The 19,795-nt window shown below is 34.2% G+C and carries 19 protein-coding genes and 1 pseudogene; 9 read left to right on the plus strand and 11 right to left on the minus strand.

Annotated features, from left to right (window positions below):
• A pseudogene (locus tag B9N71_RS13510) lies at positions 1 to 194 on the minus strand (IS3 family transposase); the annotation flags it as partial.
• Positions 195 to 658: 464 nt separating this feature from the next.
• Here B9N71_RS13510 and B9N71_RS13000 point away from each other — a divergent pair.
• From B9N71_RS13000 to rarD, 3 genes are all read left to right on the plus strand, one after another.
• Positions 659 to 835: a hypothetical protein gene (locus B9N71_RS13000; protein ID WP_155266131.1), complete on the plus strand. Its 177-nt coding sequence runs from the start codon at positions 659 to 661 to the stop codon at positions 833 to 835.
• A gap of 873 nt (positions 836 to 1,708) precedes the next feature.
• Positions 1,709 to 3,001 (plus strand): serine--tRNA ligase, encoded by a 1,293-nt coding sequence (serS, locus tag B9N71_RS06445; RefSeq protein ID WP_085164904.1) that lies wholly within the window; start codon positions 1,709 to 1,711, stop codon positions 2,999 to 3,001.
• Positions 3,002 to 3,067: 66 nt separating this feature from the next.
• Positions 3,068 to 3,964 carry an EamA family transporter RarD gene (rarD, locus tag B9N71_RS06450; protein WP_065589601.1) on the plus strand — a complete coding sequence of 299 codons (897 nt, stop codon included), beginning with the start codon at positions 3,068 to 3,070 and terminating at the stop codon, positions 3,962 to 3,964.
• 49 nt (positions 3,965 to 4,013) lie between these two features.
• Here the strand turns inward: rarD and pflA are convergent, their stop codons facing one another.
• From pflA to B9N71_RS06480, 6 genes are all read right to left on the minus strand, one after another.
• Positions 4,014 to 4,793 carry a pyruvate formate lyase 1-activating protein gene (pflA, locus tag B9N71_RS06455; RefSeq protein WP_218055817.1) on the minus strand — a complete coding sequence of 260 codons (780 nt, stop codon included), beginning with the start codon at positions 4,791 to 4,793 and terminating at the stop codon, positions 4,014 to 4,016.
• A gap of 247 nt (positions 4,794 to 5,040) precedes the next feature.
• The gene (gene pflB / locus B9N71_RS06460) at positions 5,041 to 7,323 is read right to left on the minus strand and encodes a formate C-acetyltransferase (protein ID WP_085164906.1); all 2,283 of its coding nucleotides are present in this window, start codon (positions 7,321 to 7,323) and stop codon (positions 5,041 to 5,043) included.
• A 67-nt stretch (positions 7,324 to 7,390) separates the two neighbouring features.
• Positions 7,391 to 8,239, minus strand: coding sequence for a formate transporter FocA (gene focA, locus B9N71_RS06465; protein WP_081296722.1), 849 nt, complete (start codon positions 8,237 to 8,239; stop codon positions 7,391 to 7,393).
• Positions 8,240 to 8,850: 611 nt separating this feature from the next.
• On the minus strand, positions 8,851 to 9,822 hold the full coding sequence (locus B9N71_RS06470; protein ID WP_143422071.1) for a hypothetical protein: 972 nt from the start codon (positions 9,820 to 9,822) through the stop codon (positions 8,851 to 8,853).
• Between the two features lie 576 nt (positions 9,823 to 10,398).
• Positions 10,399 to 11,466, minus strand: a complete 1,068-nt coding sequence (mltC, locus tag B9N71_RS06475; protein ID WP_034914627.1) for a membrane-bound lytic murein transglycosylase MltC — start codon at positions 11,464 to 11,466, stop codon at positions 10,399 to 10,401.
• Positions 11,467 to 11,474: 8 nt separating this feature from the next.
• Complete coding sequence (locus B9N71_RS06480) at positions 11,475 to 11,744, minus strand: oxidative damage protection protein (protein ID WP_034914624.1); 270 nt, start codon at positions 11,742 to 11,744, stop codon at positions 11,475 to 11,477.
• A 214-nt stretch (positions 11,745 to 11,958) separates the two neighbouring features.
• Here B9N71_RS06480 and argD point away from each other — a divergent pair, with 214 nt between their 5' ends.
• The 3 genes from argD to B9N71_RS06495 all read left to right on the plus strand — a co-directional run bounded on the left by argD (position 11,959) and on the right by B9N71_RS06495 (position 14,845).
• The gene (argD, locus tag B9N71_RS06485) at positions 11,959 to 13,170 is read left to right on the plus strand and encodes a bifunctional acetylornithine/succinyldiaminopimelate transaminase (RefSeq protein ID WP_085164910.1); all 1,212 of its coding nucleotides are present in this window, start codon (positions 11,959 to 11,961) and stop codon (positions 13,168 to 13,170) included.
• A 65-nt stretch (positions 13,171 to 13,235) separates the two neighbouring features.
• A complete protein-coding gene (yihA, locus tag B9N71_RS06490) occupies positions 13,236 to 13,847 on the plus strand; it encodes a ribosome biogenesis GTP-binding protein YihA/YsxC (protein WP_085164912.1) in 612 nt (203 codons plus the stop codon).
• Positions 13,848 to 13,858: 11 nt separating this feature from the next.
• Positions 13,859 to 14,845 (plus strand): serine/threonine protein kinase, encoded by a 987-nt coding sequence (locus B9N71_RS06495; RefSeq protein WP_085164913.1) that lies wholly within the window; start codon positions 13,859 to 13,861, stop codon positions 14,843 to 14,845.
• A 12-nt stretch (positions 14,846 to 14,857) separates the two neighbouring features.
• Here B9N71_RS06495 and B9N71_RS06500 read toward each other — a convergent pair whose 3' ends face one another.
• Positions 14,858 to 15,151 (minus strand): GIY-YIG nuclease family protein, encoded by a 294-nt coding sequence (locus B9N71_RS06500; RefSeq protein WP_034914645.1) that lies wholly within the window; start codon positions 15,149 to 15,151, stop codon positions 14,858 to 14,860.
• A 184-nt stretch (positions 15,152 to 15,335) separates the two neighbouring features.
• Between B9N71_RS06500 and B9N71_RS06505 the strand changes: the two genes are divergently transcribed.
• The 3 genes from B9N71_RS06505 to B9N71_RS06515 all read left to right on the plus strand — a co-directional run bounded on the left by B9N71_RS06505 (position 15,336) and on the right by B9N71_RS06515 (position 16,990).
• Positions 15,336 to 16,040 (plus strand): lipopolysaccharide core heptose(II) kinase RfaY, encoded by a 705-nt coding sequence (locus B9N71_RS06505; protein WP_085164915.1) that lies wholly within the window; start codon positions 15,336 to 15,338, stop codon positions 16,038 to 16,040.
• Between the two features lie 438 nt (positions 16,041 to 16,478).
• Positions 16,479 to 16,772: a hypothetical protein gene (locus B9N71_RS06510; RefSeq protein ID WP_085164917.1), complete on the plus strand. Its 294-nt coding sequence runs from the start codon at positions 16,479 to 16,481 to the stop codon at positions 16,770 to 16,772.
• Positions 16,769 to 16,990: a zeta toxin family protein gene (locus B9N71_RS06515; protein WP_065590385.1), complete on the plus strand. Its 222-nt coding sequence runs from the start codon at positions 16,769 to 16,771 to the stop codon at positions 16,988 to 16,990. Before B9N71_RS06510 ends, B9N71_RS06515 begins: the two co-directional genes overlap by 4 nt.
• A 7-nt stretch (positions 16,991 to 16,997) precedes the next feature.
• On the opposite strand, the gene yfbR is transcribed toward B9N71_RS06515, so the two are convergent.
• The 3 genes from yfbR to ftsZ all read right to left on the minus strand — a co-directional run bounded on the left by yfbR (position 16,998) and on the right by ftsZ (position 19,790).
• Positions 16,998 to 17,585, minus strand: coding sequence for a 5'-deoxynucleotidase (gene yfbR, locus B9N71_RS06520; protein WP_085164918.1), 588 nt, complete (start codon positions 17,583 to 17,585; stop codon positions 16,998 to 17,000).
• Between the two features lie 81 nt (positions 17,586 to 17,666).
• Entirely contained in the window at positions 17,667 to 18,581 is a 915-nt protein-coding gene (gene lpxC, locus B9N71_RS06525) for a UDP-3-O-acyl-N-acetylglucosamine deacetylase (RefSeq protein WP_065610422.1), read from the minus strand.
• A gap of 69 nt (positions 18,582 to 18,650) precedes the next feature.
• Positions 18,651 to 19,790 carry a cell division protein FtsZ gene (ftsZ, locus tag B9N71_RS06530; protein WP_085164920.1) on the minus strand — a complete coding sequence of 380 codons (1,140 nt, stop codon included), beginning with the start codon at positions 19,788 to 19,790 and terminating at the stop codon, positions 18,651 to 18,653.
• Positions 19,791 to 19,795 lie beyond the last annotated feature (5 nt).

Genomic DNA, 19,795 nt, shown 5'->3' on the forward strand with positions numbered 1-19,795 from the left:
TTATCGACCCGTATTTTTAATGGATACCCATGATATTCGGCCAGTTTATCTAAGTAACGGGTAATCCTTCCTGCTGGTAAGCTTACTGCAATATCAATCCCTAACGCCTCACGATTAAAGTCATCGATGACATTGAATGTCCTAAAGCGACGTTGATTACGACTACTGTCACTCATAAAATCCATTGACCAACATTCACCTTGTTTATTAGAAATATGATAACTTTTCTGGTGTTCGAAATGAAATACGCTTCTATGTTTTATTCTGAGGTTAAGCCTTAACTCACAATATACTCGATAAACACGTCTATTTATCCATTTATAATCAAGCTACCAATTTACAGAATCATTACAATCCGATACTGAAATATTAAAAATTTGATTAATATTTTCCATAATTCTTTATATTCAATTTGATTTTTTTGATAAAAATCGACGATATCATCTACTACATTTTTACCAAAACATAACTTATCTTTTTCTTATTCTTTAAATCAATTTTGATTGGTAGTATATTATGATCGGTTTTACAGATCGATTAAATAGCGCACGATAGCTAAAACCTATATCAATTGATGTTACTGATCGTTGAAATCTTTCAAATATTTTTAAAAAGTAATAAGTTATAGTAAATTTAAATAATGAAAGGAGTGTAAATAATGTGCAAAAATATCAAGCAAAAAATTTTAAGAATTAAAGAATTAAAATCAAAAACAGGGCTACTCACAAAAAAAGAAATATTTGAACTAAATAGCTTAATAAAAGAGCTTAAAGAATTGTTAAGGGTAAAATTACAAGAACAACAAGATATTGACTTCATTATTGATATTTATTAGTTTTTTTAGGAAACCTACTTACATCAACATCAACCAAAAACTAAAATACAATAAAACGAATAAAAAGGGGAACTAAAAGCTCCCCCCCTTTATTATAACTATCTTCTAAAAAGTAGAAAATTGTCTATAATAAAAGTAAAAGAGAATTTGAATATGAAAAAGGTGATAAGCACCAAATCGTACCGATATTAAAAAAGTTAAAGCACGTTTCTCAATTAAAGCGCTTTGCCTCAAATAAGATATGGGGTATTCAACTTTTTATAAATGGAGGAAAAATACGATGATCTAGAAATTTCGGATATCAGATGTTTAAAAGAGTTAGAAGCGAAAAATCTCAAGCCTAAACGAATGTTTGCAAAATTACAGCTTCAAGAAGAAATCAGAACAAAAACGTGGACAAAATAGCTACAGCCTATTCAATCTATTTCAATTACCATGAGCTGTATATGTATATTGTGAGATTAATTCACTGTGCTTACTATTATCATCCTAAATAATCAAATAATCTGATGATTATATCGATATTAAGTAATTCGAAATTATATTATAACAACATCTTTATGCTTTTTATTTTCTTTTTATTCAAAGATAAACAGCCCTCTAGCCGATATTATGAAAAATATTTATTTGTATATGATTAATATATCAAAAAACAGCTTATCGTCTATCTATTTGAATAAATAATATTTTACTAGTTCCCTAAAGTTCTTCTGGTCGCCATTTCGGTTGAATCCCAATATAATTCTAGTATACTAAGCTAACAAATTTTAATATCGGTAAATTAATCTACTTTTTAATTTATATGTTCTGTTTTCTATAATAGAATAACGATAAAGTAGAAAGATATTCCCTAGTTAATAATGGACACTATTTATGTTGGACCCAAATTTACTCCGAAATGAATTGGATCTTGTCGCTAATAAATTAGCACGTCGAGGATTTAAATTAGATATTGATACGATTCGTCACTTAGAAGAAAAACGCAAAGTATTACAAGTTGAAACCGAGAACTTACAAGCCGAACGTAATGCTCGTTCAAAAGCAATTGGTGAAGCAAAAGCACGAGGCGAAGATATTACAGCTGTCCGTGAAGAAGTCAATAAACTTGGTGAAAAACTCAATAGTGCTAAAGCAGAGCTTGATATCCTACTAAGCAAAATTAAAGATATCGCTTCCACTATCCCAAATATTCCTGATGACTCTGTTCCTGATGGAAAAGATGAAAATGATAATGTTGAAATTTCACGCTTTGGCACACCAAGAAAATTTGATTTCCCAATTCAAGATCATGTTGCATTAGGAGAACGCTTTGGTGATCTTGACTTTGCAGCAGGGGTAAAACTCACAGGTGCACGTTTTGTGGTTATGAAATCACAAATCGCACGCTTACATCGTGCTATTACTCAATTCATGTTAGATTTACATACAGAACAGCATGGTTATGCCGAAATTTATGTACCGTATTTAGTCAATCAAGCAACACTTTTTGGAACAGGACAATTGCCAAAGTTTGCAGGTGACTTATTTCATACTAAACCGCTTGATGAAGAAGCTGAAAGCAGTAATTATGCATTAATTCCAACTGCCGAAGTGCCTGTAACTAATCTTGTGCGCGATGAAATCCTTGATGAAAGTGTATTACCATTAAAAATGACAGCACACACCCCTTGCTTCCGCTCTGAGGCTGGCTCTTATGGTAAAGATACTCGCGGCTTAATTCGTATGCATCAATTTGATAAAGTAGAATTGGTTCAAATTGTTAAGCCTGAAGAATCTATGAAAGCATTAGAAGAGTTAACCGCTCACGCAGAAAAAGTATTACAATTACTTGAATTACCATATCGAAAAATTGTGTTATGTACTGGAGATATGGGCTTTGGCTCTTGTAAAACCTATGACCTTGAAGTATGGGTACCAGCTCAAAATACATACCGAGAAATTTCTTCTTGCTCAAATATGTGGGATTTCCAAGCTCGCCGTATGCAAGCTCGTTATCGTAATAAAGCTGATAATAAAACATATTTAGTACACACACTAAATGGTTCTGGTCTAGCTGTTGGACGTACCCTTGTTGCTATTATGGAAAACTATCAACAAGCAGATGGTTCAATTAAGGTTCCATCCGTTTTAGTGCCTTATATGAATGGTGTTGAGTTTATTAAATAACTTACATTATCTTAGAGAATAGCGCTATCTATTAGCGCTATTTTTTTATTAATAAAGGTGAAAAAAATGATAAAAGGTGTAGCGCTTTCAATACTGGCATCATGTCTATTTGGGTTACTGTATTACTACCCAGTTTTGTTACACTCCTTATCTGTTGTTGATATTTTTTGTTGGCGATTACTAACTTCATTTCCTGCAATAGTTATATTAATCATTGCTGGAAAACAGTGGTCAGTTATAACTGCACTTTTTAGACGAATAAAACAACAACCACTTTTTTTATTGGGGTTATTATTTTCTTCTGTTTTGCTCACAATACAGATGATGATTTTTATTTGGGCACCACTTAACGGACATGGGTTATCAGCATCGCTAGGTTATTTTTTATTGCCACTAGCAATGGTGATTTCTGGGCAAATTTTTTATAAAGAAAAGCTCAGCTTCTTGCAAAAAATAGCTGTTGCACTTGCAGTATTAGGCGTTGCCATTGAAATTTACATCACTGGTGCTTTCTCATGGGAAACCGCTGTTATTGCTTTGGGGTATCCAATCTACTTTATGACAAGGCGCAAATTGCGAATAGATGGCATTGTGGGCACGTTTTCTGACTTTTTCTTTATCTTCCTAGGGTGCCTTATATATTGTGCCTTAAATTATCGTTTAGACAAAATAATTAGTGATCTTTCTCATTTCCCGATTTACATACCAACCTTGGGGATCATCACGGCTATTGCTTTTGCAATCTATTTTGTTGCAAGTCGCTTACTGCCCATGGGATTATTTGGTTTATTAGGATATGTAGAGCCAGTACTACTAACAGTTATTTCTATACTGTTTTTGCATGAGAAAGTTTCATCAGAACATATTGTATCATATGGATTTATTTGGTTATCTGTCTGCATTCTAGCTTTTGAGGGTGGGATTTTTGTTATACGTGCAATAAAACGAAAAAGATTACAATAGATACAAAAGAGGCACAATTGAATGCGCCTCTTATCAAACAATCTATCAACTATTTACTAAATGTAACATAATGACCATAGCTTTCTAAAATACCTTGGATCCTATCAAGGGTTTCTCTTGGTGGAGCCTCAACGCCTTCCAACTTATATTTATCACCAATCGTATCCCATTTATAAGCACCTAGTTTATGATAAGCAAGTAATTCTACACGCTCAATATTATCCATCCCCTCAATAAATTTACCAAGCAGATGTGCTGAATTATCATCATCAGTCCACCCAGGAACAACAACATAACGTATCCAAGTTCGCTTATTAATTTTTTGCAAATATTTAGCAAACTCAAGAACTCGTTTATTTGGTACTCCAACTAATTTTTGATGAATTTCATCATTAACTTGCTTTAAATCAAGCATGACCAAATCTGTTACTTCTAAAAGTTCATCAACAACATGGTCGAGCTGCCTTGCATAACCATTAGTATCCAAACAAGTACTAATGCCTTCTTGATGACAAGCTCTAAACCATTGAGTAACAAACTCAGCTTGTAACGTAGCCTCACCGCCCGAAGCTGTCACACCACCACCATTAGGCATAATAAAACTTTTGTAAGAAACAATTTCTTTCATAAGCTCATCAACGGTGACCTCTCGGCCAGCTTTTAAATCCCATGTATCACGATTATGGCAATACAAGCAACGCATTAAGCAACCTTGAAAAAAAACAATAAAACGAATCCCTGGACCATCAACAGTACCAAAGGATTCAAAAGAGTGGATACGGCCTTTAATAGGCGAATTAGTTGTCATAATAATATTTTGTTGTTCCATAGATAATCTCGAATCATTGCTCATATGACTTTTTAATAATTTTAACTCCACTACCGTCAAACTTAAACCAATAGTATTAATCGTCACGAATTATATTTTGATTAATTATACTGGATAAATATCAACAATATTAAATTATTATCATCGTATTAATATTTAATTTAAAGATGGCAAAAATAATATTTGCACTGATAAAAAAATAGCGCCTTTAAAGACGCTATTTCGATTAAGTTAACAATTAACTAAATTACATTTTTTGTGTAAATGTACGGTTAATTACGTCATTTTGTTGTTCTTTAGTTAATGAGTTGAAACGCACCGCATATCCAGAAACACGAATAGTTAATTGTGGATATTTTTCAGGATGTTCCATCGCATCTAATAATGTATCACGATTTAATACATTAACATTTAGATGTTGACCACCTTCTACTGTAGCTTCGTGATGGAAATAACCATCCATTAAACCAGCTAAGTTGCGTTTACGCACATCATCATCTTTACCTAATGCATTTGGAACGATAGAGAAAGTATAAGAAATACCATCTTTAGCATAAGCAAATGGAAGTTTAGCAACAGATGTTAATGAAGCTACCGCACCTTTTTGGTCACGACCGTGCATTGGGTTGGCACCTGGTCCAAATGGCGCACCAGCACGACGTCCGTCTGGAGTATTACCTGTTTTCTTACCATAAACAACGTTTGATGTAATGGTTAATACAGATTGTGTAGGTGTTGCATTACGATAAGTTTTAAGTTTTTGAATTTTCTTCATAAAACGTTCAACTAAATCAACAGCGATATCATCAACTCGTGGATCGTTATTACCAAATTGTGGATATTCACCTTCAATTTCAAAGTCAGTAGCTAAACCATCTTCATCACGAATTGCTTTTACTTTTGCATACTTAATCGCAGAAAGAGAGTCAGCTGCAACTGAAAGACCAGCAATACCACATGCCATAGTACGAATAACATCACGATCATGAAGCGCCATTAATGATGCTTCATAGCTGTATTTATCGTGCATATAGTGAATAGCATTTAATGCAGTTACGTATTGTTTTGCTAACCAATCCATAAAGTGGTCTAAACGAGCAAACACTGTATCAAAATCTAAATATTCATCAGTGATTGGAGCCTCTTTAGGACCAACTTGCATTTTTAATTTTTCATCCACACCGCCGTTGATTGCGTATAGTAGAGTTTTAGCAAGGTTTGCACGCGCACCAAAGAATTGCATTTGTTTACCAACAATCATTGGGCTTACACAACATGCAATAGCATAGTCATCATTGTTAAAGTCAGGACGCATTAAATCATCATTTTCATATTGTAATGATGATGTATCGATAGATACTTTTGATGCGAACTCTTTAAATCCACTTGGTAATTTTTCAGACCAAAGGATTGTCATATTAGGTTCTGGAGATGGACCCATTGTATATAAAGTATTTAAGAAACGGAAAGAAGTCTTAGTAACTAATGTACGACCGTCAACACCCATACCAGCGATAGATTCAGTTGCCCAAATTGGGTCACCAGAGAATAATTCATCATATTCTGGCGTACGTAAGAAACGAACCATACGTAACTTCATAACAAAATGGTCAACAATTTCTTGAGCATCTTTTTCTGTAATTAAACCAGCTTCAAGATCGCGTTGGAAGTAAATATCAAAGAAAGTCGAAGTACGACCTAATGACATTGCAGCACCATTTTGTGATTTAACCGCAGCTAAATAACCAAAATATGTCCATTGAACTGCTTCTTGTGCAGTTTTTGCTGGGGCAGAAATATCGAAGCCGTATTTAGCTGCCATTTCTTTAATTTGGCCAAGTGCACGATGTTGTTCAGCAATTTCTTCACGACGTTGCATAATCATTGGAAGATCAACACCGTTTTCGAAATCAGCTTGTAGTGAATTGAATTGTGCAAATTTATCTTGCATTAAGTAGTCGATACCGTAGAGCGCAACACGACGGTAGTCACCAATAATACGACCACGGCCATAAGCATCAGGAAGACCTGTAATAACACCTGATTTACGACAACGAAGAATATCTGGAGTATAAATATCGAAAACACCTTGGTTATGAGTTTTACGATATTCAGTAAAGATTTTTTTGACTAAAGGATCAAGCGTTCTGTTATAAGCTTTACATGAATTCTCGATCATTTTGATACCACCAAACGGAATAATTGCACGTTTTAATGGTTTTTCAGTTTGTAAGCCAACAATTTTTTCTAAATCTTTTTCAATATAACCTGCATCATGAGCAGTAATTGTCGAAATAACACTTGTATCAAAATCCACAGGGGCATGGGTAGCATTTTCAATTTTAATGCCTTCCATTACTTTATCCCATAACTTAGTTGTGGCTTCAGTTGCGCCAGCTAAGAAAGACTCATCGCCCTCATATGGCGTGTAGTTTTTTTGAATAAAATCGCGGACATTAACATTATTTTGCCAATCACCATCTTTAAATCCTTTCCAAGCTGCTGCTTGTACTTCGTTTAAATTACTCATAATTTTCACCTCAGGTTTACAAAAATAACTATTTACCCTATTACATATGAGGGTAAATATTATAAAATCAATGTGGCTTACGTAAATATAAAGCCCAATAAGGTAGTGCTACAGCTAAACCACCTAAAATATTCCCAATTGTAACTGGAATTAAATTTTTAAATACAAAATGCGATACAGTTAACTCTTTAAATGCATCTGCCGACACACCAACTGCTTGCCAAAACTCAGGGGACGCAAAGTTCTTAATCACAATACCCATAGGAATCATAAACATATTTGCAATACTATGCTCAAAACCGCTGGCAACAAACATTGCAACAGGTAAAACCATAATTAGCATTTTATCAAGTAAGCTACGACCAGCGTAACTCAACCAGGCGGCCAAACAGACCATTAGATTAGCTAAAAAGCCAAGACATACTGCCTCAATAAAGGTGTGATGTAATTTATGATCAGCGGTTTGTAAAATATTTAGTCCCCACAAACCATTGGCTACCATATACTGACCTGAAAACCAAATAACTGTAACAAACAGTATAGCACCAATAAAGTTACCAACATAGACCAAAATCCAATTACGAATCATTTTAGTCCAGCCAATTTTATGGGTCATTTTAGGTAAAATGGTCAATACTGTTGAAGTAAATAAGTCAGAACCACAACAAACAACAAGCATAAGTCCTAAAGAGAAACAAATACCGCCGACTAATTTTGCCAAACCAAAAGCAACGGTTGCTGTTCCGGTTGTTACGGTAATATAAAATACAAAAGCGATAGAGATATAAACACCAGCAAGCATTGCGGATAAAATCGTACTACATGGGTGTTTGTTTACTTTGTAATTGCCAAGATCTTCAGCAATTTGGGTCATTTGTGCGGGAGAATATGAATCCACAAGTTTATTGGTACTCAAACTAACATCCTCAAAAAAACTAGGGTTTTATGAGACGCATAGTATACTCAAAATTTGAAGCAGATCACGTTTTTTTTATTAAAAAACTTTAAAACCACAAAAATCCCTCATTATTAAAGAGGTTACTTATAGTAAAAATAGTGAATTAAAATTTTTAGGAAGATTTATACCTAGTGGGGAGCTAATCTTATTTAGAATCAACCTATCGGACGTGATTAAAATTAGCCATATTAACTTTGCCGTGCTATAAGCGTATTTTTTGCTCTAAAATCGTTCAGGTAGACTATTGATTTTATTTATTTTTTTATTTTAAATGAAATCAAACACTTATAGAATAGTTTTTTTATTACACTGGATTCTGCTTTTTAAGAAAAGCGCTTTTGTTATTTAATAATAACTTGTTAATAACAGCTAGTTAATAACAAAAGCGCAAGATTTTAATTTGTATCGATCAGAGCACTATTTTGGCTTTCAGTCATTAAAGCGCAAAGCTCGCAGGCTTTTCCTGCTCAATACCTAACGCCTCAGAGGCTTGGTTCTTTGTTATATTATCCTTTATTTGCACCATAAACTATTCCTGAGCCTAAGGATTAAGAAATAAACACTAAAATCTAAGGTGTGGTGCAAACAGCATAATACCCGAAGGTAGCACCCATGTGATTGCTATTGATGTAGCCAGTGTCCGAGTAGACATAGAACTGACGGTTAGGTATGGCGTTGATCGTCCAATAACCATAGTGGGAGTGAGTACTGTAAGCGAAATCCGCATTAGCGTAATGGGACATGTAGCCCCACTCCGTGAAAAATCCAGCTCCAATTCGACGCTGGTAATAATTTTCAGATGACGACGGCGTGGCACTAGAAATAGGAAAACTAGCTGTTCTGACTGCATTGGTTAAATCTCTTACCTGCGTAAGACGATACCCCAAACGACTACACCATGTTGTTTGAGCTGGGGCTGTATCATATTTACCTCCTCGGTTAACAAACCACTGCTTTAACTTAAATCCATATTTTACTACCTCATCACCAGTATTAATATCTCTACCCACTAACTCAAACGTCTGTGGTAACTGTGGCTTAGCAATTGGGTTAGGATGAGGATTGTACCATTGATTTCTTGCCTCTGGACCTGTTAGCTTAACACGAGCGACAACTTGTCCCTTATCTTCATCAGGGATCCACTTATCATTAGCTACAACATTTGTCACTGTCGCAGTGATGCCCCCCAAAGTAATGGGTTCCCATGTCAATTCCTTTATATCTACTCCACTTATGAGTAAATCAAAATATAAATTATGCCCACCCGTGGTCGGAAAATTAAGACTGTATGATTCAGGATGAATTGATTCAAAATCAATTGATTGTACTAAAAAGCCCTTATCGGGATTCCATATGTCAGCTGGACCCGCTCTTTCTTCATCACCCAAAAGTAGATTTGGCCTTACATAATTGATAACTGGCGACGGTAGCATTATTGCATCACTACGATTACCTGTTCGAGATTTTTTGCCATTCGCCTGTAAATTCCATGAAGATAACAATAATAACAGCCCCAACACCAATAAGCTTTTTTGAGACAATTTTGATAATACGTTGAGAGATAATTTGGAAGGTATAAATAAGTTTTGTGTAAAAGCTCTTCGAATAAGATTATTTAATAAATTTAAGACATAGGTTTGCCAGTGTTGGTGTCTGGTGTCTAAAATGATAATGCATTATGGTTTACCTGTCAAGTAATTATTTGTTTTATTTGAATTTTTATTATTTTCCGATTATTTAAAAAGCTTGCTTTCCTATAGCGGTTAAAGTATAACCATTTAAAAAATTGTTGGCTAGTTTTTTGGCGGATTTTTTTGTAAAGAAATGTAAAGATGAAAATCATTCACTTTATAGATAAGTAAATTTTTAATTAAAATAATTCTTTAAAAACTGTTAGAGTGTTTTACCCACAATCGCTTAGACTTTTGTTTATTACCTTTTGTTAGTTAGCTATTGTTTGTTAGCTTCTGAATCGCTAGATGTTGACTGATTATGTTGTGTTATCTTTAAACAACCATTAAATCCATTTTGCTTTATCATTCGTTTATGAGCTGGTAAATGATATATTTCCTCATCATTACTTATGAATGATGAGAAAATATTTATTTTTTTATAACTTATTTATTATCTAAGATTCTATTGACTTTTATTAGATAATTACGTGACTCTTGCGAAACGTGAGAAGTGACAAGTTTTCGATAAACCTGTTGTGGTGTCATTGAGTTTATGATGTTGATAGCTTCATTGCGATCGTTAGAAAACGTACGCAACACACTTCCTACTCCTCCATTATAAGATGTGATCACGGCGTATCTTAACGAAATTGGGTTATTAATGCCTGCTAAGTATTTCGTTTTTAATAAAGATAAATAAGCTGTACCTATATCAACATTATTACGCGGATCGAGTAAGAATTTTCGACTTGGTTCACCCGATTTGCCTTGTAATTTGAAAATATCACGCCCAGCGGTGTGTTGTTGTACTTGCATTAGTCCAAGCGCATCAGTACGGCTGACAGCATATGGGTTAAATGCAGATTCAACTTCCATAATGGCTAAGATCAAGCGTTCATCAATAAAATAACGATTAGAAGCTTCAGCTACTATTGGTAAGAATTTTCTGGCACGTTGATTTATGTGGTTAGGAACAAGTTTAATTTCAACATAAGTAATTTTATAAGAACCAGACCAGCGAGTTTTTATATTATTGCTAAGCAGATAATCAGCAAAACTATTGGCTCTGCCACTCCAACGAATCGGTTGATGCTCTTGATCTAATACCTGATTGTATAGAAATGGTTCTTGAGATAAGTCTTGACTGATTTTGTCATGTCGTATAATGTCAACTGGCTCTGACATAAGTAATGTCGAAACTATCGCTTCTTTTAGGTTTTCTATTGGTGATTCTGCCATCGTTTCAATAGTAATCACACCAGAAACAAAGTTAATATGGACACGCGTTTTTAAATTATCTTCATATTGAACATAATCTTTAGGCCCTGCAATAAGGACTTCTTTCGGACCCCAAATTTCTTCAATGTTATTAGCATATTGACTAATTAAGATATTAAAAGCATTAGTATCTTTAACATAATTGTTTTCATTTTTTTTTGAATTCGTACTAGGGCAACCTGTTAGAAGAGTTACAGAAATAATTAACGCGATGATTTTTTTATTTTTTTTCATTTTACATCTCAATTTTGCGGTTTATATCCATCAATAACAACTTCTTCGCCTTCAAATAGAAATTTGATCATTTCAGCTTCAATTTTTTTTCGGTGTTCTAGATTCATCATATTGAGTTTATGTTCGTTAATGAGCATTGTTTGTTTTTTGAGCCATTCTTGCCATGCCTGTTTGGATATTTCGTTAAAAATACGTTTTCCAATCTCCCCTGGATAAAGTTGAAAATCTAATCCCTCTGCTTCTTTTTTTAAATAATGGCAATAAACGACACGGCTCATTTTTATCTCTTTTAAGTACACTTAACGAATAGTGGCTAATTATACCTGAAAATAATTATAGATAAGAAGAAAATTATTATATTAATTTTAAATTGAATTCGCCTTTAATGAGTGAATATTAATTTAAAATATTTGAATAATTATTTACTTTACACCGCAATTAGTTTGATTAAAATGATAGGAACTAGTTAATAAAATAAATAAGGATTAAACAATGCAGCCAAAAATCACACGTGAACTTTTTGATAAAGTTATTTTACCTATTTATGCACCAGCAAAATTTATCCCCGTAAAGGGTAAAGGGAGTCGTGTTTGGGATCAAAATGGTGAAGAATATATTGATTTTGCAGGTGGCATCGCTGTAAATGCGCTTGGGCATTGTCATCCAAGATTAGTTAAAGCATTACATGAACAAAGTGAAAAGTTATGGCATGTAAGTAATGTTTTTACTAATGAGCCGGCTTTAAATCTTGCTCAAAAACTTATCGATAATACGTTTGCTGAACGTGTTTTTTTTGCAAATTCTGGTGCCGAAGCTAATGAAGCTGCGTTTAAATTAGCTCGTCATTACGCAATACATAAATACAATCCTTATAAGACTAAAATTATTGCTTTTTATCAATCTTTTCATGGGCGTACATTTTTTACCGTCTCTGTTGGTGGTCAGGCTAAGTATTCGGATGGTTTTGGTCCAAAACCAGCTGATATTATTCATGTTCCTTTTAATGATCTTGATGCAGTTAAAGCCGTAATGGATGATCATACTTGTGCGGTTGTACTAGAGCCTGTGCAAGGTGAAGGTGGATTAACTTCAGCCACACCCGAATTTTTACAAGGTTTGCGTGAGCTATGTGATGAATATAAAGCGTTACTGGTGTTTGATGAAGTGCAATGTGGAATGGGTCGAACAGGCAGTTTATTTACTTATCAACAATATGATGTAAAGCCAGATATTTTAACCTCAGCTAAAGCACTGGGTGGTGGATTTCCTATTAGTGCTATGTTAACAACAGACGAAATTGCTTCAGTTATGCATCCCGGTGTACATGGTACAACTTATGGTGGTAACCCTTTAGCTTGTGCTGTGGGTTGCGAGGCTTTTGATATTATTAATTCTCCTGAAATACTTGAAGGTGTGCAAAAACGACGTGCTGTATTTATTGAGCAATTAGAAAAAATTAATGATAAATTTAAATTATTCCGAGAGTATCGTGGAAAGGGGTTATTGTTAGGCGTAGAATTACAACCCAAATTTCACAATAAAGCTCGTGATTTTTTGAACGTAGCATCCGAATTTAAAGTGATGATTTTAAATGCCGGATCTAATGTTTTACGCCTTACCCCATCACTAATTATTTCTGAAGATGAAATTAAAGAAGGTATGACTCGATTAGCAAAAGCTGTGGAAAAAGTTGTCAATTCTTAAGTTTTTCTATACAGTAACGACATTTTAGTCAATTAAATGCCGTTGCATTTAAAGGATACTTATTTATGACCAATATTCACCCATTAAATTATGCTAAAACTCATTTTATTTTGAGTGCACCTGATATTTCTCATCTACCTGTTGATAATGGTGTTGAAATTGCTTTTGCTGGTCGTTCTAACGCTGGTAAATCAAGCGCACTTAATACATTAACCAATCAAAAAGGGCTTGCTAGAACGAGTAAAACGCCAGGTCGAACCCAACTTATTAATCTTTTCGAAGTTGAAGAAAATTGCCGTTTAGTAGATTTACCCGGTTATGGCTATGCTCAAGTGCCAGAGGCGATAAAGCGTAAATGGCAAAAAGCATTAGGCGAATATCTGCAAAAACGTGAAAGTTTAAAAGGTTTGGTTGTATTGATGGATATTAGACATCCGTTAAAAGATTTAGATCAACAGATGATTGAGTGGGCGGTTTCTGTTGATATCCCTATTATGTTACTGCTTACTAAAGCTGATAAATTAGCTTCTGGCTCTCAAAAAAAACAAGTTAATATGGTGAAAGAAGCCATTTTACCTTTTCAAGGAGATATTACTGTTGCTCCTTTTTCATCACCTAAGCGTATTGGACTTGAAGCTCTAAAACAAAAATTAGATGAATGGTTTAGTTTGCAATAAAGGATCATTCAATGAATAGTTCAACATTTTCGTTTCAATCTTTATCACCTGATTTAATTATTGATAGCCTATCTTCAATAGGATTGAGTATAGATTCTGGTTTGACTGTGTTAAATAGTTATGAAAATCGTGTTTATCAATTTCAAGATGAAGATCATAAACGTTATGTGGTTAAGTTTTATCGACCAAATCGTTGGGATTGTCAGCAAATTCTTGAAGAACATCAGTTTACTAAGCAATTAGCTGATGCTGAGGTTCCCGTTATTACGCCATTAACATTTAATAATACGACACTACACGAATATCAAGGTTATCTGTTTACGTTGTTTGCTAGTGTTGGAGGACGACAATATGAGATGGATAATATCGAGCAAATGGAATCTGTGGGTATGTTGCTTGGTCGTATCCATCAAATTGGTGCTAAGCAGACATTTTTACATCGTCCAACTATTGGATTAGAAGAGTATCTTTATCGGCCACAAGATATCTTGCTATCTAGCGCTTATATTTCTAAGAAAGTTCAAACTGACCTTAAAGATATTTTAGCCCAGTTAATAAAAACTGTTGAACAGCATTGGCATAACGATTGGCAGCCTATTCGATTACATGCCGATTGCCATGCGGGTAATATCTTATGGCGCGATAATGCAATGTTTGTTGATTTTGATGATTCTCGTAATGGCCCTGCAATTCAAGATCTGTGGATGTTACTGCATGGTGATCGTCAACAGCAACGTTTACAGTTGGATTTATTGATTGAAATGTATCAGGAGTTTTGTGAGTTTGATCATCATCAATTAAAGCTTATCGAACCTTTAAGAGCGATGAGAATGGTTCATCATTTAGCATGGATTTTAGAGCGTTGGCAAGATCCTGCTTTTCCTATCGCCTTTCCATGGATTACTGATGAGGATTTTTGGCGTCAACAATTAACTGAGTTTAATAAGCAAATTGATGCAATTAAAGCTCCTACAATACAGTTAATGCCAATGATGTGAATATAAAGCGTATTAATTGAGTAGTTTTAATAATTCGTTTAAATTAGGCTGGTTTGTGACTAACTTCTCTTTTTTTTGTTTAGAAAGCTGTTTTATTCGGTACTCAAGCCTAAGCGCCATCGATCTGTCACCAATATAGATCCGGTACACAATAGTTAAATCTTTTTGCCCTTTTAGATGCTTTGCACCTTTGTTGGTTTGATGTTGGTGAAGCCTTCTTTCCACATTTGTTGTAATACCAGTATAGAGTGATTTTTTTGCTGTTCTAATAATATATAAAAACCATTCGGATGCGCTATTAGACATAACTAACCAATAATATAAATTCAATTATTTAACCATAATATCATTTTAATGGCATAGCAAATATTCATCACTTTTTAATTAATATTATTCGTACTACTAGTTAAACGTTACTGTTTCATTTACTTTAACACAGATAATGTTTAAGATAAGTCAATTTTTTTGATGTATTCTGGGATAATAAAATTTGAATAACTTTGCAAAAATTATTGAAGTTCAACGTGGCGATATGAAGTTCGCCTATGTGCAAAATGACGAAATCAATTATTTAGAACTTTTTGACCAATTTTTGGCAGAAGAAGGACATCATGAATTACTCGATCCTAGCGATAAATTAGAGCGATATACTTATTTAATCGATCATGATGAATCAAAATTTATTTTTAAAATTGATGGCGGTGTTGAGCACCGTTTAGAGCGTCGTTTAATCGCCAAAATTACAGGCGACTTTTATTTCAATTTAATTCGTAAACTCGCCAAAATATCACTTGATAATGCCGATATTGCTTATGAACTGTATTTGGTTGCTTTCGATCAAAAAACTAAACGCCATTATATGATTTTTAACTTTATCGAAGGGCGCTCTTTAAAGTGGGAAGAAATGAAAGAGTATGGCGAGCAAGTTAAAAACTGTATTGAAAAACTGCACAGTTATAATTTAGTATCTAATGATATTCATGGCGGAAATTTTATCTTAACGCCTGAAGGAAAAATCAAGGCCATCGATTTAACGAACTCAGGATTTATTTGGCTAACTAAAGCCAATGACGCAATCGAGTTGAAAGAACGCTTTGATATCAAAATTAAGGTTCCTTTTTTTGCAATGGCAATTAAAAAGTTTACTCATGGGTTTAAACGATTGTCTCGGAAGATCCGAGGGAAAGAAGATTAATTATTCTACCATTGTGAGAGTTTGTTGATCCTGTAAAGGTTCGAGTGATTATTATTCAGTATAATCGTAATTTTTTAATTAGTGATATCGTGAATTAGTTTCGTTATCACGTATATCACTAAAAAATATCTCGATTAGTTAGAGGAAATTGACGAGCTTAAAAGCCATTTAACTTGTATCTGACATAAAATACATTTATTATAACTAGAGTAAAAACCTTTTTATTATCACAGAATTTAATATTCTGAAAAAGTATGTATTTTTTATTAATAATCTATAATAGAAATAAAAAATGTTTAAGTGGGTAGCTACCTTTTAGGCCATGCCTACTTTAGTATGCCCACCACCATTGGTATGGTATGGTAATTTTGACTTTTTTCTTTATGTCTATGATCCATTTCGGCGCACTCGATTTATAACGATGAATAAGGAAACATCATGAAAACACTAGATCCCAGCATTTACCCTTGGATTGACGCAGCAAAACAGGCGGTTAAACGAGAAAAAATCAAGTTTTGCCACTACTTCAGCTCAATTAAAGAAACAGGCGACCAAGCCGCTTATGATGCCGCTTATCCTCTCTATATAAAGGCTCTACAAGATTTATATGAAGTTGGAATTATCCCCCCAAGTACAGCAGATATAGACGAACTCAAAGCCATTGCGGCTGGTAATTTTCACCCGAAATTTAATGAAGTATTTCCTGATGTAGTATTTTCAGAAGATGATTGACTATTTATTTTATGGCTAATAAATTTATTCTTCCCAAAGATAAGCATGACAGAATTTTCGAGAATGCAATCAAAAATGAATATCTGAGATTTGTTAAACCATCAAATAACCCTGAAGTAATTTTACTCGGCGGACAGGTCGGCTCAGGCAAATCAACAGTAAGAAATGAATACGCCAAAAACAATTTCTTGGTTATTGATACCGATGCTTATAAATAAACTAATTTTACATGGTTATTTCATCTAGTGATAAACTAAAGCTTGGAACAAAAACGTCTAAGAAGTAATTCATTTCAGGACTGTTACGTTCAGATAAAGTCTTTTTTAAACGTTGTTCTGCTAATTTAAACTCATTATTGCCCGCACTGAGCTCTTCAATCGTTTTAAGGTAAGCGCATAATGCATCAGCTTGTTTTACAATACTTTTCTCGATTTCGTCATAAAAATCATCATCAATTAATTTTCTAAAATCATCTTGTAACTCTTTAGGAAGCATATTGATAAGTTTATGCTGTGCCATTTTTTCAATCTTTTTATATTCAACCGTTATTTGTGGATTGTAATACTTTGTTGGTGTTGGTAGATCGCCTGTTATCACTTCCGAAACGTCGTGGTACATTGCCAGCAATGCAATTCTTTCTGGATTAACATTTCCATTAAATTTCTTATTTTTAATTATTGCTAAGGCATGTGCAACAAAAGCGACCTGTAAACTATGCTCTGATACATTTTCAGTTCTTACATTACGCATTAAAGGCCAACGATTAATAAGTTTTAATCGTGATAAATGAGCAAAAAAATGACTGTTATTCATACATTATCCCTTTAATATAAAATAAAAACGCTCCTATTAAAAACAGGAGCGTCTATAATATAAAACAATATTACTTATATTTTATGCAAAAATAAGCTGTTGAGTACCCAATGCAAGTGGCACTATTTGCTCTTCTGTAAATGTGATATATTCCCATGCATTTTGTTTTGCTAGCAATGCTTGCAATAATTGATTATTCAATGCATGACCTGATTTATAACAAACAACTTCACCAATCATATTGTGACCGCTCATATATAAATCACCGATAGTATCAAGCATTTTGTGACGCACAAACTCATCTTCAAAACGTAAACCATCTTCATTAAGCACTTTATAATCATCAACAACAATTGCACAATCTAAACTACCACCAAGACATAAGCCTTTAGATTGTAATGCTTCAATATCACGCATAAAGCCAAATGTTCTAGCACGACTGATTTGACGAATAAATGATTCAGACGAAAAATCTAGTTGATAACGTTGTGAACTATTGTCGATAGCTGGATGTTGAAAATCAATAGTGAAATCTAGCTTAAAACCACTATAAGGTCTTACTTCAGCCCATTTATCACCATTTTCAACTCGAACTGTTTCTTTTACACACAAAAACTTTTTAAGTGCATTTTGTTCAGCAATACCAGCATCAAGCAATAAATAAACAAACGGACTTGCACTACCATCCATAATTGGTATTTCAGGGGCATTAACTTCAATAATAATATTATCAATACCAAGCCCTGCTAATGCAGCATTAATATGTTCAACTGTAGAAATACGAACATTGTCTTCATTTATTAAACAAGTACAAAGCATTGTATCACGCACAGACTTAGCATCCACAGGGAAATCTACATATGGATTTAAATCAGTACGACGGTAAATTATACCTGTATTTTCAGGCGCAGGACGTAATGTCAAGGTAACTTTTTTGCCAGTATGTAAACCAACACCAGTTGCTTGAATAGTCTTTTTTAATGTTCTTTGTTTCACTTTGCACCTACTTTTTTATTTGTTCTTACCGATTTTGACAATAAAAAATCAAATAAGTTCAACTTTACTTTAATTTGCTTGCTTCCGTATGAAAGCAGGAATATCTAAAATCTTATGTTCTTCAAGAGGAGAAGCTATTGGCTCATTAACAACCTTAGCTAATTTATCTTCTTGTTGTCCTAAAGGACTACTTCGGCTAAATAGCTCATTGTGTGAAACTGGTTTAGGCATTTTAACTTCTGGACGTTTATCCATACCAATACCAGTTGCAACCACTGTTACTCGAATTTCATCAGATATATCTGGATCAAAAGTTGAACCAACAACAACCGTAGCATTATCAGAAGCAAATGCTTTAACTGTGTTACCGACTGTTTCAAATTCTTCTAAACCAATATCAAATCCAGATGTTACGTTAACTAATACGCCTCGAGCTCCAGATAAATCAATATCTTCAAGTAATGGGCTAGAAATTGCCATTTCTGCGGCTTCTTCAGCTCGATTATCACCACTAGCTCGACCAGACCCCATCATAGCATATCCCATTTCAGACATCACTGTTCTAACATCAGCAAAATCGACATTGATAAGACCAGGTTTAGTAATCAGCTCAGCGATCCCTTGTACTGCACCCTTTAAAACACCATTAGCTGCAGCAAAAGCATCAAGTAATTTAACACCACGACCTAATACTTTTAATAATTTATCATTCGGAATAGTAATTAGTGAATCAACATGTTTTGCCAACTCAGAAATACCTTGCTCAGCAAAAGCCATACGCTTTTTACCTTCAAAACCAAAAGGTTTAGTAACAACTGCAACTGTTAGAATTCCTAATTCTTTTGCTATTTCTGCAACAACAGGAGCTGCACCCGTTCCAGTGCCACCACCCATTCCTGCTGCGATAAAAACCATGTCAGCTCCTTCGATAGCACTACGAATGACATCTCGATCTTCCTCAGCTGAATTTCTACCGACTTCTGGATTAGCACCTGCACCAAGCCCTTTAGTAACATTAGTCCCGATTTGGATAGTTTGACCTACCTTAATTCTTTTTAAGGCTTGCGCATCTGTATTTGCTGCAAAAAATTCAACGCCTTCAATATGTTCAGCAATCATATGCTCGACAGCATTACCGCCGCCACCACCTACACCAATAACTTTAATGACTGCTGCTGGTTCATCATCTGCAACCATAGGTTCAAACATAACTT

The organism is Gilliamella bombi (assembly GCF_900103255.1).
Taxonomy (GTDB): Bacteria; Pseudomonadota; Gammaproteobacteria; order Enterobacterales; family Orbaceae; genus Gilliamella; species Gilliamella bombi.

Coding starts and splice junctions, on each gene's coding strand:
- B9N71_RS13000 (WP_155266131.1), top strand. CDS start 659: ATGTGCAAAAATATCAAGCAAAAAATTTTAAGAATTAAAGAATTAAAA.
- serS (WP_085164904.1), top strand. CDS start 1,709: ATGTTGGACCCAAATTTACTCCGAAATGAATTGGATCTTGTCGCTAAT.
- rarD (WP_065589601.1), top strand. CDS start 3,068: ATGATAAAAGGTGTAGCGCTTTCAATACTGGCATCATGTCTATTTGGG.
- pflA (WP_218055817.1), bottom strand. CDS start 4,793: ATGGAACAACAAAATATTATTATGACAACTAATTCGCCTATTAAAGGC.
- pflB (WP_085164906.1), bottom strand. CDS start 7,323: ATGAGTAATTTAAACGAAGTACAAGCAGCAGCTTGGAAAGGATTTAAA.
- mltC (WP_034914627.1), bottom strand. CDS start 11,466: ATGAAAAAAAATAAAAAAATCATCGCGTTAATTATTTCTGTAACTCTT.
- B9N71_RS06480 (WP_034914624.1), bottom strand. CDS start 11,744: ATGAGCCGTGTCGTTTATTGCCATTATTTAAAAAAAGAAGCAGAGGGA.
- argD (WP_085164910.1), top strand. CDS start 11,959: ATGCAGCCAAAAATCACACGTGAACTTTTTGATAAAGTTATTTTACCT.
- yihA (WP_085164912.1), top strand. CDS start 13,236: ATGACCAATATTCACCCATTAAATTATGCTAAAACTCATTTTATTTTG.
- B9N71_RS06495 (WP_085164913.1), top strand. CDS start 13,859: ATGAATAGTTCAACATTTTCGTTTCAATCTTTATCACCTGATTTAATT.
- B9N71_RS06500 (WP_034914645.1), bottom strand. CDS start 15,151: ATGTCTAATAGCGCATCCGAATGGTTTTTATATATTATTAGAACAGCA.
- B9N71_RS06510 (WP_085164917.1), top strand. CDS start 16,479: ATGAAAACACTAGATCCCAGCATTTACCCTTGGATTGACGCAGCAAAA.
- yfbR (WP_085164918.1), bottom strand. CDS start 17,585: ATGAATAACAGTCATTTTTTTGCTCATTTATCACGATTAAAACTTATT.
- ftsZ (WP_085164920.1), bottom strand. CDS start 19,790: ATGTTTGAACCTATGGTTGCAGATGATGAACCAGCAGCAGTCATTAAA.